Origin of the sequence: Flavobacterium sp. PL11 (assembly GCF_035985025.1) — a bacterium.
In the GTDB taxonomy this organism is placed as follows: domain Bacteria; phylum Bacteroidota; class Bacteroidia; order Flavobacteriales; family Flavobacteriaceae; genus Flavobacterium.
Genome location: NZ_JAXCIA010000013.1, coordinates 1 through 16889 on the forward strand (window position 1 = coordinate 1; position 16889 = coordinate 16889).

Annotated in this window: 14 protein-coding genes; 12 read left to right on the forward strand and 2 right to left on the reverse strand. The window is 32.2% G+C overall.

The annotated features are described in order from the left end of the window. Positions 1-202: 202 nt before the first annotated feature. Positions 203-619 (forward strand): Holliday junction resolvase RuvX, encoded by a 417-nt coding sequence (ruvX, locus tag RCH18_RS08440; RefSeq protein WP_326936314.1) that lies wholly within the window; start codon positions 203-205, stop codon positions 617-619. A 107-nt stretch (positions 620-726) separates the two neighbouring features. Further along, complete coding sequence (locus RCH18_RS08445; RefSeq protein WP_326936315.1) at positions 727-2223, forward strand: malate:quinone oxidoreductase; 1497 nt, start codon at positions 727-729, stop codon at positions 2221-2223. A gap of 48 nt (positions 2224-2271) precedes the next feature. On the opposite strand, the gene RCH18_RS08450 is transcribed toward RCH18_RS08445, so the two are convergent. Further along, positions 2272-4479 (reverse strand): FUSC family protein, encoded by a 2208-nt coding sequence (locus RCH18_RS08450; RefSeq protein ID WP_326936316.1) that lies wholly within the window; start codon positions 4477-4479, stop codon positions 2272-2274. A gap of 195 nt (positions 4480-4674) precedes the next feature. On the opposite strand from RCH18_RS08450, the gene def reads away from it, so the two are divergent. The 4 genes from def (at position 4675) to RCH18_RS08470 (ending at position 8439) form a co-directional block, all read left to right on the forward strand. After that, a complete protein-coding gene (gene def, locus RCH18_RS08455) occupies positions 4675-5262 on the forward strand; it encodes a peptide deformylase (protein WP_326936317.1) in 588 nt (195 codons plus the stop codon). Between the two features lie 78 nt (positions 5263-5340). After that, complete coding sequence (locus tag RCH18_RS08460) at positions 5341-5829, forward strand: DUF5606 family protein (protein ID WP_326936318.1); 489 nt, start codon at positions 5341-5343, stop codon at positions 5827-5829. A gap of 82 nt (positions 5830-5911) precedes the next feature. Beyond that, entirely contained in the window at positions 5912-6688 is a 777-nt protein-coding gene (gene mazG / locus RCH18_RS08465; protein ID WP_326936319.1) for a nucleoside triphosphate pyrophosphohydrolase, read from the forward strand. 302 nt (positions 6689-6990) lie between these two features. Then, on the forward strand, positions 6991-8439 hold the full coding sequence (locus tag RCH18_RS08470; RefSeq protein WP_326936320.1) for an APC family permease: 1449 nt from the start codon (positions 6991-6993) through the stop codon (positions 8437-8439). Between the two features lie 10 nt (positions 8440-8449). On the opposite strand, the gene RCH18_RS08475 is transcribed toward RCH18_RS08470, so the two are convergent. Then, the gene (locus RCH18_RS08475; protein WP_326936321.1) at positions 8450-9130 is read right to left on the reverse strand and encodes a Crp/Fnr family transcriptional regulator; all 681 of its coding nucleotides are present in this window, start codon (positions 9128-9130) and stop codon (positions 8450-8452) included. 108 nt (positions 9131-9238) lie between these two features. Here RCH18_RS08475 and RCH18_RS08480 point away from each other — a divergent pair, with 108 nt between their 5' ends. The 6 genes from RCH18_RS08480 (at position 9239) to ccoG (ending at position 16779) form a co-directional block, all read left to right on the forward strand. Further along, complete coding sequence (locus RCH18_RS08480) at positions 9239-11614, forward strand: heavy metal translocating P-type ATPase metal-binding domain-containing protein (protein ID WP_326936322.1); 2376 nt, start codon at positions 9239-9241, stop codon at positions 11612-11614. A gap of 113 nt (positions 11615-11727) precedes the next feature. Beyond that, entirely contained in the window at positions 11728-11931 is a 204-nt protein-coding gene (gene ccoS, locus RCH18_RS08485; protein WP_326936323.1) for a cbb3-type cytochrome oxidase assembly protein CcoS, read from the forward strand. Positions 11932-11982: 51 nt separating this feature from the next. Further along, on the forward strand, positions 11983-14160 hold the full coding sequence (gene ccoN / locus RCH18_RS08490) for a cytochrome-c oxidase, cbb3-type subunit I (RefSeq protein ID WP_326936324.1): 2178 nt from the start codon (positions 11983-11985) through the stop codon (positions 14158-14160). A gap of 18 nt (positions 14161-14178) precedes the next feature. Then, on the forward strand, positions 14179-14358 hold the full coding sequence (locus tag RCH18_RS08495; RefSeq protein WP_326936325.1) for a CcoQ/FixQ family Cbb3-type cytochrome c oxidase assembly chaperone: 180 nt from the start codon (positions 14179-14181) through the stop codon (positions 14356-14358). A gap of 19 nt (positions 14359-14377) precedes the next feature. After that, positions 14378-15259 (forward strand): cbb3-type cytochrome c oxidase N-terminal domain-containing protein, encoded by an 882-nt coding sequence (locus tag RCH18_RS08500; protein WP_326936326.1) that lies wholly within the window; start codon positions 14378-14380, stop codon positions 15257-15259. 101 nt (positions 15260-15360) lie between these two features. Continuing rightward, positions 15361-16779: a cytochrome c oxidase accessory protein CcoG gene (gene ccoG, locus RCH18_RS08505; protein ID WP_326936327.1), complete on the forward strand. Its 1419-nt coding sequence runs from the start codon at positions 15361-15363 to the stop codon at positions 16777-16779. Positions 16780-16889 lie beyond the last annotated feature (110 nt).

A 16889-nucleotide genomic window follows, 5' to 3' on the forward strand; every position in this document is an offset into this window, starting at 1 on the left:
AGCAAAGAAACAATATTTAATAATTTGATAGTCAGAATGGTCAAGTCAGAAAAAATATATCAATCTAAAATTATATGTTCGTAACTACTGACCTCAATAAAAGATTATGTTTTTAAAGGTTATGTAGCTGTTTACGAGGTTAATGTAGAACAGAAAATTGTTTCTGTTTTTGGGTTCATAAAATACAAAGACTCATTATAAAATGCCAAGAATTCTCTCCATCGATTACGGTCAAAAACGAACCGGAATAGCGGTTACCGACGAAATGCAAATCATAGCATCGGGATTGACTACAATTCCAAGTGCTACCGCAATTGCTTTTTTAAAAGATTATTTTACCAAGGAAAAAGTAGAAGCTGTTCTTATTGGCGAACCTAAACAAATGAACGGGCAGCCGTCAGAAAGTGCGTCTATGATAAAAGGCTTTGTAACTCATTTTACCAATCATTTTCCAGATATGAAAGTGATAAGAGTTGATGAACGATTTACCTCAAAAATGGCTTTTCAATCGATGATTGATAGCGGCATGAAAAAGAAACAACGTCAAAACAAAGCACTTATCGATGAAATTTCAGCAACAATTATGCTTCAAGATTACCTGTCACAAAAAAGATTTTAAATTGAGTTATAATTTTGATTTCAAAACTTTAATTCATACTGTTTAACAATTAATTGTTATGATTTTTTTAGTTTTATAAAGTATCTTTGTGCCTTAAATTTTTTGTCATGCCAGATACAACCATACGTACAAATAGCGATGTAATTCTTATAGGTGCTGGAATTATGAGTGCCACTTTAGGCTTAATCCTAAAAGAATTACAACCTGATATCACCATTGAAATTTACGAACGCTTAGACATTGCTGCAGCCGAGAGTTCTGATGCTTGGAATAATGCCGGGACGGGACATTCTGCTTTTTGTGAGCTCAATTATACTCCTGAAAGTCAAGATGGAAGTATTGATCCAAAAAAAGCCATTAGTATTGCAGAATCCTTTGAAGTTTCACGACAGTTTTGGGCTTATTTAGTTCAACAAAATAAAGTTTCCTCTCCTGAAAATTTTATAAAAAGTATTCCACATCTCAGTTTTGTGTGGGGCGAAAAAAATGTTGCCTATTTACAAAAACGATTTGAAGCTTTGCAATCTAATCCGCTTTTTAAAGAAATGGTTTTCAGTACTGATTTTAATGTGTTGAAACAATGGATGCCACTGGTAATGGAAGGAAGAAAAGAATCTGATACATTTGCAGCTACTTCAATGGATATTGGTACCGACGTTAATTTTGGTGAATTAACTAGAAATATTTTTGCCTATTTAACAAAGTTAGATGGTGTAACCATTCATTTTCATCATGAAGTTAAAAAGTTAAAACAGCGTGAAGATAAATCTTGGAGAATTAAAATTACTGATTTGGCTACTGGCCAAAAGAAAAAAGCCTATACTAAATTTGTCTTTATTGGTGCTGGTGGAGGCTCGTTACCATTATTAGAAAAAGCGGACGTTATAGAAGGTAAAGGATACGGTGGATTCCCAGTAAGCGGGCAATGGCTTAAATGCATAAATCCTGATGTGATTGCAAAACATCAAACTAAAGTTTATGGCAAAGCAAGTGTTGGTGCTCCACCAATGTCAGTTCCGCACGTTGATTCCCGTATGATTAATGGTGAAAAGCAATTGCTTTTTGGTCCTTTTGCAGGATTTTCAACTCGTTTTTTAAAAAATGGTTCCTATTCTGATTTGCCTTTATCGATAAAATCTGATAATATTATACCAATGGTTGCTGCTGGTATAAAAAACATTCCATTAACAAAATATCTTATTGATCAAGTGCGGCAATCACCTGAGGATAGAATTAATGCTTTGAAAGAATATGTTCCTAATGCTAAAGCTAAAGATTGGGTTTTAGAACGTGCTGGACAACGAGTGCAGGTGATTAAAAAAGATGAAAAGAGAGGTGGAATTTTAGAATTTGGTACTGAAATAATCAATACACACGACGGTTCTCTATCGGTATTACTTGGTGCTTCGCCAGGTGCTTCGACTGCTGTTTCAATTATGATTGATCTACTTGAAAGATGTTTTGTGGAACAATTTAATACAGCTGAATGGCAAGAAAAATTAAAAACAATGATTCCATCCTATGGAATTAAACTAAATGAAAATCCAGAATTACTAACTAAAATAAGACAAGAGACTGCAACGATTTTAAAATTAAATTCTTAAATAGAAAAGGTGTTATAATTGAAATAAAATTCAAATTTAGCATCTTTTTTATGTGCTTTGGAGCACTTTTGTTGCCTTCGTTATATTTTCAGAGAGACTAATTAACCAAACAAGTTGTTCAAGGACTAATTGGGCTTCCTGCATTTTTAATTGAAAATCTTCTGTATTTATATCTTCTCCTTCTTTCAATTCTCTTTCCCGAATGTCATTTAATGCGGTAAAATGAATTGCTAAATCTTTTTTCGCTACATTTTTATCGGTAGGTATATTATCCAAAATTGCAATTGCATTTTCTAAATTATTTTTAACGGTTTCAACCACAATATTAAATGCTTTTGACGCTGTAGTTGTTTTATGGGATTGAATATAGGTTCCAAGTGAGGCTAAGGACGATAATAAAGAATGATTGAGTTCCACTAGTTTATAGACTTGGGGTAACTGTGTCTGTTTTGATTTTGGTTCTTGGGACATTCTTTGAAATGAAGCCATTAAATTTCCAATTTCAATGAATGCATTTTTTCGAGCTAAACGATAGGAAGTAGGAATAGTTCCTTTTTTATTATAAAATAATGCAATTTCTTTTAAGTATTCTTGGTTTGCTGTAATCGATTTTTTTAAATGACTTGGAGCATTTAAAAATTCCCAAGTTGGAAATAGAAAGTGATTCGCTAGAAATGCCAAAATCGCACCTACAAGTGTATCTAAGATTCGATACTGAACTAAATCGGTAATATTCGGCGTCAAAATTCCATAAATAAAAACCACGTACATCGTGATAAATGTAGCACTAATTTTATAATTTATTTGGGTAAAAGAAAATCCAAGAAGCATGCATAATATTGCTAGAACGCTTATAACTCTATTATCGTACATAAAATAGAGTATCCCAAAAGCGATTAATCCACCAATTACGGTTCCTATCATTCGTTGAAAAGAACGCTCCTTTGTTAATCCGTAACTAGGTCTTAGAATAACGATTATAGTTAATAATATCCAATAGATATTTTGGAACGGTAAAAAAACACCAATAATTAAGCCAAATAATAGCGTTATTGTTAATCGTAATGAGTGTCTAAAAATAGCGGAAGAAAAACTAAAATTTTGAGTCAAAGTGCTCAACGGATAGTAATGAGGAGCTAAAAATTTCTCTAAATCTTTATCTTTACCTTTCAAATCCTCAGATAAAGAAGTTTGTGTAACGGCGCGACCAATAATTTTTATCTTCTCAACCTGCTTTTCGGCATATTGTAGCATTGTAGTCAACATTAAAACGCTTTCTGATGCAGTATTTTTATCTACTTCGTATTCATACTCAGTGATGGCATGTTTTAAAATAGTTATATCATTGAGTAAATTATATTTAGAATGATATATTTTTCTATTTTTTACACTTTTAGATAATTGCTTTAAATTAGCGGCAAGATTATAAGCTAAATTCTGATAGGTTAGTAAAACCTTTGGATGATCATCAAGTTTTTGGTGCAATTTTCGATGATCAAATGCTGTTGATAATGCTAGTTCAAGAATTTCCACTAGCGAAATAAAAACGAGTAACATTTTACGGTTTTGATTGGAAGATCCAGTAGTAATTGAACTTCTTATTAACACTTCTCGTATGTTTTCGTGAATGGTATTTAATTCTACTTGAAGATGTAATTGTTTTTTAACAATCGAATTTCGATCGGCGTTTCCTGTCCATAAATCTCCACGTAATTTAAGATATTTTGCTGTAAGTTTTATACAATCTCCTATTTGCATTTCAATATAGCGATTAGGTCTTACATAATAGAAAATTAAAGAAATCAACAGATAAAATAAACCACCAGCAAGAATCAATCCCGCATGCTCGATCATTGCCCATCCTTCATTAATGTTTGAAAATGCTAATGAAATAGATATTAAACCAGAAAAAGAAGTCATTGTTGCACGATGTCCATAAACAGAAATCATTGATAGAATGAAAATTAAAAGAGCTAAAAAAGGATAGAATATCCAATTATAAGGATAGATAATATTAATGACTAAGTTTATAAATGAAACTAAAAAAGCAGTAAAAAGAACTCCATTAATCTTATGTTTTAAACTACTTGGAATGTCACTTGGATAGGTAAAGAAAGCTCCCAAAGCTATTGTAAATCCTATTCTAAACTCTCCTAAAAGAGAAAATAGTACCACAGGAATCACCGCTGCTACTGTAACTTTTAAAGCATTAGTAAAATAAATGGAGTCTATAAATTTATTGATCTTTTGTAGCATAATGTTCTATTGCTGCAAAGGTAAGATTTGTATGAATTATATAAACAATAAATACTACTGTTTTAATTTTTATTGTTAATATTAACTAATAATGAACTATCAATTATTCATTGTCTAATTTTTTACTATTTTTGCAAACTGAAATAAATGGAAGTTAGTTTCCATTTTTACAGCTAATATTTTAATGCAAGACTAATGATTTTACCAATTATAGGATATGGCGATCCAGTTTTAAGAAAAACAGGAGAAGTTCTTACACAAGAATATCCTAATTTAAAGGAGACCATTGCTAATATGTATGATACAATGTACAATGCCTGCGGTGTTGGACTTGCGGCACCTCAAGTAGGCCTAGCTTTAAGGTTGTTTATCATTGACACAACCCCTTTTAGTGATGATGAAGAGCTGGATGATGCTATGCAGAAGCAATTACAAAGTTTTAAAAAAACTTTTATCAATGCCAAAATGATAAAAGAGGAAGGTGTTGAATGGACTTTTAACGAAGGTTGTTTAAGTATTCCTGATGTGCGAGAAGATGTTTATAGAAATCCTACCATAACAATTGAGTATTGTGAGGAAGATTTTGTAATGAAAACAGAAGTTTTTGATGGCTTAATCGCAAGAGTAATCCAACATGAATACGACCATATTGAAGGAATTTTATTTACTGATAAAATTTCGTCACTAAAAAAACGCTTGATTCAAAAGAAATTAAAAAATATTATAGAAGGTAAAACATTTCAAGATTATCGAATGAAATTTTTTGGTAAGAAAGGAAGGTAAAATTTTCATAGTTGGTATAATTTTTGGTTTTAGACCAATAACTTAATAAATCAAATTCTTAATTATAATAAAAAAGACATGAATTTAGAAAAAATATTAGCTATTTCTGGGAAACCAGGTTTATATGTATTGCAAGTACAAACACGCACAGGATTTGTTGCAGAGTCATTAGTTGATGGAAAAAAAATCACAGTAAATTTAAAAAGTAATGTCAGTTTATTGTCTGAAATTTCTATTTATACGTACGATGCAGAGAAACCACTATCTCAAATAATGCAGACTATTGCTGATAAAGAAAATAATGGTCCTACTATTTCTCATAAAGAAGACAATGCAACTTTAATTGCTTACTTTAAGGAGATTTTGCCTGATTATGATGAAGAACGCGTTTATCCATCAGATATTAAGAAGGTTTTAAATTGGTATAACATGCTTCAATTAAAGGGATTAATTATGGAATCTATTATAGAGGAAACTGCTACAGAAAACGTTGACGACGTAGCAGCTGAAAATCCTGTTTTAGAGATAGTGACTCCAGTAGAAAAAGAAGAAGTTATTAAAGAATAATTATAAATAAATCAAGAAAAAATCCTGTTCAGCTCAATATCTGAATGGGATTTTTCTATTTTTAGCAGAAAAAAGATTTCTTATGAACTCAAGAAAAACGCAGTTACAAGCATTTGAAAGATTATTAGATATTATGGATGATTTGCGCGAAAAATGTCCTTGGGATAAAAAGCAAACCATGCAAAGCTTGCGTCATCTTACCATTGAGGAAACATACGAATTGGGAGACGCTATCTTAGATAATGATTTAGTTGAAGTAAAAAAAGAAATAGGTGATTTACTTTTACATTTGATTTTTTATGCTAAAATAGGTAGTGAAACCAATGATTTTGATATTGCTGATGTTTGCAATGAAATCTGTGAAAAACTAATTCATCGTCATCCTCATATTTATAGTGATGTTGTTGTAAAAGACGAAGAAGAAGTAAAGCAAAACTGGGAAAAGTTAAAGTTAAAGGAAGGTAAGACGTCTGTTTTAGAAGGAGTTCCTAAAAGCTTACCCGCATTAGTAAAAGCCAGTAGAATACAAGATAAAGTAAAAGGAGTGGGATTTGACTGGGAGGAATCGCACCAAGTTTGGGATAAAGTGCAAGAAGAACTAGCCGAATTACAAGTTGAGGTTGCGGCAGGAGATCAGGATAAAATTGAGGCTGAGTTTGGAGATGTTTTGTTTTCGATGATCAATTATGCTAGATTTTTAAAGGTAAATCCAGAAGATGCTTTAGAACGAACTAATAAAAAATTCATCAAGCGATTTCAATATTTAGAGAGTAAAGCAGGAGAATTAGGAAAACCATTAATGGACATGACCTTAGCTGAAATGGATGTTTTTTGGGAAGAAGCGAAGAAGTTGTCTTGATGCGTGATTCGTGATTCGTGATTCGTGATTCGTGACTCGTGATGCGTGATGCGTGATGCGTGATTCGTGATGCGTGATTCGTGATTCGTGATTCGTGATCCGTGACTCGTGATGCGTGATTCGTGATTCGTGACTCGTGATTCGTGATTCGTGATTCGTGATTCGTGATTCGTGATTCGTGATTCGTGATTCGTGATGGGTGATGGGTGATGGGTGATCCGTGGTCAGTTTTTTAGTATTTAGATAGGCGAATTGATTGACAAGTAGGAAATATAGTAAATAGAATTAGTAATTAATTATCAATGGCAGAAAATAAAATCGAGTTAAAACGTTCTTTAGGATTAATAGATGCTACGAGTTTAGTTGCTGGATCGATGATAGGTTCAGGAATTTTTATAGTGACATCAGCTATGGCTCGGGACATTGGCTCTGCCGCATGGTTGTTGGTGATTTGGATTGTTACGGGTTTAATCACTGTGGCAGCAGCGTTAAGTTATGGTGAACTGGCTGGAATGATGCCTACAGCTGGTGGACAATTTGTTTATATTCAGCGTGCGTATGGTCGATTAGTTTCTTTCTTGTATGGCTGGACAGTTTTTACGGTTATTCAAACAGGAGTTATTGCTGCTATTGCGGTTACCTTTGCTAATTATGCCGCTATTTTTTTTCCTGTTTTAGACACAACACTTTTTAACTTAGGTTCAAATTTTACTTTTTCTTACCAAAAAGTATTGGCCATATTAAGTATAATTCTACTAACCTATATAAACACTAAGGGAGTGGAAAGCGGAAAAACAGTTCAGTTGATTTTTACTTCAGCTAAGTTGATTGCTCTTTTTGCATTAATAATTTTGGGTCTTTACGTTGGTTTACAATCAAATATCTTATCTGATAATTTTGCAAACATGTGGCAAGCCAGCAAAACAGTTGTAAATCCAGATGGCACTACTACAGTAACTAAACTTGCTGGAATGGCACTTCTTGGAGCCGCAGGAGCTACAATTATCAATTCGCTTTTTTCTAGCGATGCATGGAATAATGTAACTTTTATTGCGGGTGAAATTAAAGAACCTAGAAAGAATATCCCTCGTAGTTTATTCCTGGGAACTTTGATTGTGACTGTTATTTATGTTTTAGCAAATCTTGCTTATTTGGCATTACTACCAATGCAAGGATCGATTAGCGCGACTGATATTAGCAATAGTGGAATTATGTTTGCCAGCAACGATAGAGTAGGAGCTGCCGCAGCCAGTATGATAATGGGTAATATTGGAGTTTTTGTAATGGCTGCATTAATAATGGTATCTACTTTTGGTTGCAATAGCGGACTGATACTTTCGGGAGGGCGATTATTTTTTGCTATGGCAAAAGATGGATTATTTTTCAAACAAGCAACTCAATTAAATAAAAATCAAGTTCCAGCTAAAGCATTGTGGGTACAATGCATTTGGGCTTGTGTATTATGTATCTCTGGGAAATTCGGAGATTTACTTACTTATGCCACATTTGCTTCACTACTATTCTATATTTTAACAATTTTAGGAGTTTTTATTCTTAGGAAAAAAGAGCCGAATGCCGATAGGCCTTATAAAGCTTTTGGATATCCAGTTGTTCCAGCGATTTATATAATCGTAACAACAGCAATTTGTCTTACGCTACTCATATATGATACGTTCAATACTGGCTTAGGTTTATTTATTGTTTGTCTTGGAATTCCAGTCTATTATTTAACGATGAACAAAAAGGAATAAAGTGAATTATTTATTCAGCGATTTTTTTAAGTTTAGGAAGGTCTTTTAAAATAATCTTTTTACCATGTAATTCTATCAGTTCTAATTTTTTGAAATCAGATAATAATCGAATACAACTTTCAGTGGCAGTTCCAATCATGCTTGCTAACTCATCTCTTGAAAGCTGAACTTTCAATGAATTATCTTCATTTTTCCCAAAAGTATCGTTTAAATATAATAGTGTTTCTGCTAATCGTTCTTTAACGGTTTTTTGAGCTAAATTGACCATGTGATCATCCGCTTCCTTCAAATCACCACAAATATTTTTCATAACATTCATTGAAAACTGATTATTTTTTTCAAAAAATCTCATTACTTCAGTTTTAGGAATAAAGCAGACTTCCATATCTTCAAGTGCTACAGCACTTAAATTTACAGGTTCTTCACTTATCATAGAGCGTTGACCTAATAATTCTCCTTTTGTGACTAACTTTACAATGTGATCTTTGCCATTTGCGCTAAGCTTAGTTAACTTACAAATACCATCTTTGATACAAAATATTCCATTTACATTTTCTCCTTCTTCAAATATAACTTCACCTTTCTTTATAGTGTGCGATGTTTTACACTTAGAAATTGTTATTAATTCGTCTTTTGTTAACGCCTTTAAAGAGCTAACTTCTCTCACAATACATTGCTCACATTTACTCATAATTTAGAACGATTTTTAACTTGGCAAATTTACGAATTTTTATGACATATATCATATTTTTAACTTTATCAATTTTAGACCTTTGCACCAGGTAAAATGAGTAAAGTTATGGACACACAAAATTGTTTCCATTGTGGTTTAGATATTGTAAAAGAAGACGAAATTATTTTTGATTTTAAAAATTTCTGTTGTAACGGTTGTAAAACGGTTTATGAAATTTTTAGTTTGAATGATATGACGTGTTATTATGATTTTGAGAAATCCCCTGGAGCAACCCCGCAAGATATTAAAGGAAAATATGATTTTTTAGATAATGAAAGTATTGTTTCTAAGTTACTGGAATTCCAAGAGAATTCAACCGCTATTATTTCACTTAACATTCCACATATTCATTGTAGCTCGTGTATTTGGATTTTGGAAAATTTACAGCGTCTTCAAAAAGGCATAAGTACATCACAGGTTAATTTTCCAGAAAAAAAGGTTCGAATTACCTATAATCCTGAAGTAGTTTCTATAAAAACAATTGTTTATTTGTTAAGTTCTATAGGATACGAACCTTATATCAGTTTAGAAAATTATGAAACAGGTACTAATACTGTTGATCGAACACTTACATATAAATTAGGTGTAGCTTTCTTTTGTTTTGGAAACATTATGTTGCTTTCTTTTCCAGAATATTTTGAAGTTGAAGAATACTGGCTTGATCAATATAAAGGCTTTTTCAGATGGCTTATTTTTGCTTTGGCAATGCCAAGTTTCTTCTATTCAGCAAGTGGCTATTATGTTTCTGCTTATAAGAGTATTAAATCTAAAATGTTAAACATTGATATTCCTATCGCTTTAGGGATCATTGTGATGTTTATTAGAAGTGCTTTTGATATTATTATGGACTACGGTTCTGGTTTTTTCGACAGTTTAACGGGATTAATTTTCTTTATGTTATTAGGGAAAATGTTCCAAATTAAAACCTATAGCTTTCTAAGTTTTGAAAGAGATTTTAAATCCTACTTTCCAATCGCTATTACTAAAATAAATACGGATCTTTCTGAAGAAAGTGTGCCTATTTATGAAGTTGAGAAAGGAAATAGATTAGTGATAAGAAATCAAGAATTGATTCCTGTTGACGGAATTTTAATTTCTGAAAAAGCAGAAATTGATTATAGTTTCGTTACCGGTGAAGCAGTAGCGATTGAGAAAAAATCAGGTGATAAAATCTTTGCAGGCGGTAAACAGATAGGAAAAGTAATTGAAATGGAAGTCTTACATTCAGTATCTCAAAGCTATTTGACGCAGTTATGGAGTAATGATGTTTTTCAAAAAAATGTAGAGCAAAAACATAAGACTATTACCGATCGAATATCTCGTTATTTTACTCCCATACTTTTACTAATTGCTTTTGCGTCATTTGGGTATTGGATATTTATTGATGCTAATACCGCTTTTAATGTTTTTACAGCAGTGCTTATTGTAGCATGTCCTTGTGCGCTCGCTCTTACTGCTCCTTTCACTTTTGGGAATGTGCTTAGGATTTTAGGCAAACAAAAATTTTATCTTAAAAATGCATTAGTTATAGAGCAACTTTCTAAGGTAGATACAATTGTTTTTGATAAAACGGGAACAATCACCACAAATAAAAAATCGAATATTGCATACGAGGGAGTACCTATTTCTGACGATACTATTTCCTTAATTAAAAATACGCTGCGAGGATCTAATCATCCTTTAAGTAGAATGCTCTACGATTTTTTACCAGATATTCAGAAGATTAAAATTGATTCTTTTCAAGAGGTTACTGGTAAGGGTATTAGTGCTGAGATAAATGCTCATAAAATATTAATAGGTTCTGCGGCTTTTGTAGATAAAATTGAGGATACTAGTAATCAGCAAACATCAGTACATATAAAAATTGACGATGTGTATTGTGGTAAATATCTATTTAATAATCAGTATCGAGACGGACTAGCCGAGTTATTCAATATTTTAAAAAATCAATATCAGATTAAGATTTTATCAGGTGATAATGATGGGGAAAAATTAACACTCGAGCAACTATTGCCTAAAAACACAGAATTTATTTTTAATCAGAAGCCTGAACAAAAATTAGAATTTATTAAAAAATTACAGCAAGAGGGAAAAAATGTGATGATGGTAGGGGACGGATTGAATGATGCAGGAGCTTTGGCGCAAAGCAATGTAGGAATTTCAATTTCTGAAAATGTTAATGTATTTTCACCTGCTTGTGATGCCATTTTAGATGCTAAGGAGTTTAAAAAGTTAAACTATTTTTTGAACTTGGCTAAAAATTCTATCACAACCATTAAAATGAGTTTTGGACTATCAATATTGTATAATATTATTGGTTTATCGTTTGCAGTAACAGGAAATTTAGCACCACTTGTTGCGGCCATTATTATGCCGTTAAGCACCATAACCATTGTAAGTTTTGTTACAGTTATGAGTAATTATTATGCTAAGAAATTATAAAGTAATTTTATTTACAATCTAATTTTACATTTAATTAACAATTGTTTTAGTTTATGATATTTGTCATGTTTTGAACTTAACTTATAAAGTAATTTTGTTAAAATATTTTAGCTATGAGTGTCATTTATTTATTAATTACCATTAGTATTATTATTGCAATTGGTTTTTTTATTGCTTTTATTACCGCAGTAAAGACAGGTCAGTACGATGATGATTACACGCCATCAGTTAGAATGCTTTTTGATGACGAGCTTTTAAAAACAACTAAAAATGAAGCCACAGTTGAAAAAAATGAGGAAAACAATCTCGAAAAATAATTGCGAGATTAATACCTTAAAAATTAAAATAAAATAATAAACAAATTAATTATGGAAATGCAGCAGTTTTATTATGACAACAAAATTGTTAAAAAATTCATTTATGCTACAATACTTTTTGGAGTAGTAGGAATGATTGTTGGGCTCACACTAGCCTTTATGTTTCTTTTTCCTAACATGACCGATGGAATATCTTGGTTGAGTTACGGTCGATTGAGACCATTACATACGAATGCTGTAATTTTTGCCTTTGTTGGTAATGCTTTTTTTGCCGGAATGTATTATTCTATGCAGCGTTTGCTAAAAGCGAGAATGTATAGTGACATGTTAAGCAATATTCATTTTTGGGGTTGGCAATTAATTATTGTTGCAGCCGCCATTACTTTACCATTAGGTTTTAGTAGTTCTAAAGAATACGCTGAATTAGAATGGCCTATCGATATCGCGATTACTATTATTTGGGTTGTGATGGGAATCAATATGATTGGAACCATGATAAAACGTAGAGAGCGCCATTTATATGTTGCCATTTGGTTTTATCTAGCAACTTTTGTTACAGTGGCTGTTTTACATATTTTCAACAATTTAGAGTTGCCCGTTTCGGCATTCAAGAGTTATTCTGTTTATGCAGGAGTTCAAGATGCTCTTGTTCAATGGTGGTATGGTCACAATGCTGTAGCATTTTTCTTAACTACTCCATTCTTAGGATTGATGTATTATTTTGTTCCTAAGGCGGCTAATCGTCCTGTGTATTCTTATAGACTATCTATTGTTCACTTTTGGTCATTGATTTTTATATATATCTGGGCTGGACCGCACCACTTATTATATTCGGCTTTACCAAACTGGGCACAAAACTTAGGTGTTGCTTTCTCAATAATGTTGCTTGCGCCATCTTGGGGTGGTATGATCAACGGTCTATTAACTTTAAGAGGTGTTTGGGATAAGGTTCGTGTAGATCCAGTATTAAAATTCTTCGTAGTAGCAATTACTGGATACGGAATGGCCACTTTTGAAGGACCCATGTTATCTCTTAAAAATGTAAATGCAATAGCGCATTACACGGACTGGATTATTGCTCACGTTCACGTAGGAGCTTTAGCATGGAATGGTTTCTTAGCATTTGGTATGATTTATTGGTTAGTTCCACGAATGTCTAAAACTACTTTATATTCTTTAAAACTAGCTAATTTCCATTTCTGGATTGGTACTTTAGGTATTATTTTATATACAATTCCTATGTATGTTGCAGGTTTCTTGCAAGCGTCAATGTGGAAACAATTTAATCCAGATGGTACATTAACTTACGGTAACTTCTTAGAAACTGTAACTCAAATCATGCCAATGTATTGGATGAGAGCTATTGGTGGATGTCTTTATCTAACAGGAATGCTGGTATTAGTATATAATATAATACAAACATTAAGAGTTGGTTCTACTATTGAAGATGAATTAGCAGAAGCTCCAGCACTTATCAAAATAAGTTCAGGAAGAATAAAAGGTGAAAAATTTCACCCTTGGTTAGAACGAAAACCAATTCAATTGACAATTTTAGCAACTATAGCTATATTAATTGGAGGTGTTATTCAAATTGTACCTACAATTATGGTCAAATCTAATATTCCAACAATTGCAAGTGTAAAACCGTATTCACCACTTGAATTAGAAGGACGTGATCTTTATATTCGTGAAGGTTGTGTTGGGTGTCACTCTCAATCAGTTCGACCTTTCCGTAGTGAGGTAGAACGTTATGGTCCACAATCAAAAGCTGGTGAATTTGTTTATGATCATCCATTTTTATGGGGATCAAAACGTACAGGTCCTGATTTATTAAGAGTTGGTGGAAAATACAATGACAACTGGCACTTTAATCACTTTTGGAATCCTCAAAGTATATCGGCAGGTTCTATTATGCCAGGATATAAATGGTTGTTTGATAATGAACCAATGGATATTTCACTAACTCAGAAAAAAATGAAGGCGATGGTAACACTTGGTGTTCCTTATACAGATGCTGAAGTAGCAAATGGCTTAAATGATCTAAGAAAGCAAGCTATCGCTATTGAAGAGAATTTGAAAAACGATCCTGATTTTGTAAAGAGTTATGAAGAAAGTAAACAAAAAGCTGCAGCAAGGGGAGAAGTATTTGTTCCAATGAATGAAAGAGAAATTGTAGCGCTAATTGCTTATATGCAAAGACTTGGAACAGATATTAAAGTAAAAAAATAATTTTAAAATCATAAAGTTATGTTTGAACAAGTAAAACACAATTTGGAGACCATCGATGGTGTGACCATATTTCCAATCTTATCGCTATTAATATTTTTCTTTTTCTTCGTGGGATTAGGCATTTGGGTATTTTCATATAAAAAAGAAAAAATCGATGAGCTAAGTCAAATGCCATTGAAAGATAATCAAACCGTATAATTTTTTAAAGATATTTAGAATGAAAAAATCAATTCCATCCTACTTAAGTGTTCTTGTTATTTTCTTTGTTGCCTTTGGAGCAGTAGAATATTTCGTAGACTCAGGAGATCGACCAGCTTTTATAAAGTATCCAATGGTCTCCGTATTCTTGCTTGTATTTCTATTTTTAGTCATTGCAATTGAAACTACCATTACTGCAGTAAATAATGTTACTTATCTACTTTTAACTGCTGAGGAGAAAGCGAAACATAATGAGTCCAAAAACTGGAATCTTACTGAGAATAAGTGGTACAAGAAATTAGTTGGATTACTAATTAAACCTGAAGCTTCAGAAGAAATTAGCGAAGATCAATTATTATTAGATCATGATTACGATGGTATAAAAGAATTAGACAATAATTTGCCACCATGGTGGGTCTATTTATTTTATGCGTCGATAGTGTTCGGCGTTGTATATATGGTGCGATTTGAAATCTTAGGTGCCGACGACCAAGAAATGGAATTGAAAAAAGAAATAGCACAGGCCAAAATTGAAGTAGCAGAGTATATGAAAACTGCTCCTGATATGATGGATGAGAAAACGGTTACGCTATTGACTGACGCTGGAGATTTAGCAGTAGGAAAAGAAATCTTTAACACTAATTGTGCTGCGTGTCATAGAACTGATGGTGGTGGACAGATAGGTCCAAACTTAACTGATGATGAATGGATTCTTGGTGGCGGTATCAAAAATATTTTTCACACATTGGTAAATGGTGGTCGTGATGGTAAAGGTATGATTTCCTGGAAAGGAACGCTTAAACCTAAGGAAATGCAAAAAGTTTCTAGTTATGTGATTTCTTTAAGAGGAACTAATCCGCCTGATGCGAAGGGACCTGAAGGAGAGATTTACATAGAATAAATGAAGTTTGTTATAGTTAAATAACAATTAAAAACACGCGTTTTTATTTAGCTAGCAGATTTTAAGAATTATTTTAAAATTGTGTTTTAAATAAAAAAGAAATGTCAAAATTACCAAATGAAGCTTTTAGAGATACTATTGGAACAATAGACGAAGAAGGAAATAGAAAATTTATTTTTCCTAAAAAACCTTTTGGAAAGTTTTATGATTATAGAAAATGGGTTAGTTATTTTTTACTCATTGTTCTGGTTGCTAATCCTTTTATAAAGATCAATGGCAATCAGTTTATGATGTTCAACATACTAGAACGAAGATTCAATATATTTGGCTTTCCATTTTGGCCACAAGATTTTTATATTTTCGTTCTTTTTATTATTGTTGGCGTTGTTTTTGTCATTTTGTTTACAGTTATTTTTGGACGTATATTTTGCGGTTGGATATGTCCACAAACCATATTTTTAGAAATGGTTTTTCGTAGAATAGAATACTGGATTGAAGGGGATAGAGGAGCGCAAATTCGTTTAGACAAGCAAAAATGGGACGGTGAAAAAATTCGAAAAAAATCAATTAAGTGGTTTATATTTTTGATTATTTCTTTTTTCATTGCAAACGTCTTTTTAGCATATATTATAAGTAGTGATAAATTGTTTTTAATGATTGAGGAAGGGCCAGTAGAACACCTTAGTACTTTAATTTCATTACTGATTTTTACTGGATTATTTTATTTTGTGTTTGCTTGGTTTAGAGAACAAGTTTGTATTATTGCATGCCCGTATGGAAGATTGCAAGGCGTTTTATTAGATGACAAATCAATAAATGTGGCGTATGATTTTGTTAGAGGTGAAAAAGAAACAGGAAGAGCTAAATTCAATAAGCAAGAAGATAGAGCATTAACAGGAAAAGGAGATTGTATTGACTGTAAGCAATGCGTAAATGTATGTCCTACGGGTATTGATATACGTAATGGAACTCAAATGGAATGCGTAAATTGTACCGCGTGCATAGACGAATGTGACACAATTATGGATAACGTTGGTTTACCAAGAGGTCTTATTCGTTATGCATCTGAAGATGAAATTGAAAAAAACGTTAAGTTTAAGTTCACCGCTAGAATGAAAGGGTACACTGCCGTTCTATTTATCTTAATTGGTGTTTTAGTTGGTTTGTTATTTTTGCGTACGGACGTCGAAGCTACAATTTTACGATTGCCTGGTCAACTTTTCCAACATAAAGGAGATAATATTAGCAACATTTATACCTTTAAAATTATAAATAAGACAAATAATGATTTTAACGATATCACTTTTAAATTAGTTGGAATTAAAGGAACATTAAATATTGTTGGTAAACAAAGTTTAAAAGTGCCAAAACAAGGAATGAGTGGCGGAACGTTGTTTGTTGAAATCAATAAAAATCTATTAGATAGTGATAAAACTAAATTGAAAATTGAAGTTTATGATGGCGATATAAAAATTGAAACTAGTACAACCAGTTTCTTAGGTCCTCGAAGTTTTGATTAGAGTATAGTTTAAAAAGTGGCAGCTTACACGTAGGTTGCTACTTTTTATATTGTTTCAATAGACAGTGTATTCATGGCTACTATCAAATTGTTTGACAATTTCAAAACTAA

Excerpts from the sequence above, each read along its gene's own strand:
- ruvX (WP_326936314.1), top strand. The coding sequence starts at position 203 with ATGCCAAGAATTCTCTCCATCGATTACGGTCAAAAACGAACCGGAATA.
- RCH18_RS08445 (WP_326936315.1), top strand. The coding sequence starts at position 727 with ATGCCAGATACAACCATACGTACAAATAGCGATGTAATTCTTATAGGT.
- RCH18_RS08450 (WP_326936316.1), bottom strand. The coding sequence starts at position 4,479 with ATGCTACAAAAGATCAATAAATTTATAGACTCCATTTATTTTACTAAT.
- def (WP_326936317.1), top strand. The coding sequence starts at position 4,675 with ATGATTTTACCAATTATAGGATATGGCGATCCAGTTTTAAGAAAAACA.
- RCH18_RS08460 (WP_326936318.1), top strand. The coding sequence starts at position 5,341 with ATGAATTTAGAAAAAATATTAGCTATTTCTGGGAAACCAGGTTTATAT.
- mazG (WP_326936319.1), top strand. The coding sequence starts at position 5,912 with ATGAACTCAAGAAAAACGCAGTTACAAGCATTTGAAAGATTATTAGAT.
- RCH18_RS08470 (WP_326936320.1), top strand. The coding sequence starts at position 6,991 with ATGGCAGAAAATAAAATCGAGTTAAAACGTTCTTTAGGATTAATAGAT.
- RCH18_RS08475 (WP_326936321.1), bottom strand. The coding sequence starts at position 9,130 with ATGAGTAAATGTGAGCAATGTATTGTGAGAGAAGTTAGCTCTTTAAAG.
- RCH18_RS08480 (WP_326936322.1), top strand. The coding sequence starts at position 9,239 with ATGGACACACAAAATTGTTTCCATTGTGGTTTAGATATTGTAAAAGAA.
- ccoS (WP_326936323.1), top strand. The coding sequence starts at position 11,728 with ATGAGTGTCATTTATTTATTAATTACCATTAGTATTATTATTGCAATT.
- ccoN (WP_326936324.1), top strand. The coding sequence starts at position 11,983 with ATGGAAATGCAGCAGTTTTATTATGACAACAAAATTGTTAAAAAATTC.
- RCH18_RS08495 (WP_326936325.1), top strand. The coding sequence starts at position 14,179 with ATGTTTGAACAAGTAAAACACAATTTGGAGACCATCGATGGTGTGACC.
- RCH18_RS08500 (WP_326936326.1), top strand. The coding sequence starts at position 14,378 with ATGAAAAAATCAATTCCATCCTACTTAAGTGTTCTTGTTATTTTCTTT.
- ccoG (WP_326936327.1), top strand. The coding sequence starts at position 15,361 with ATGTCAAAATTACCAAATGAAGCTTTTAGAGATACTATTGGAACAATA.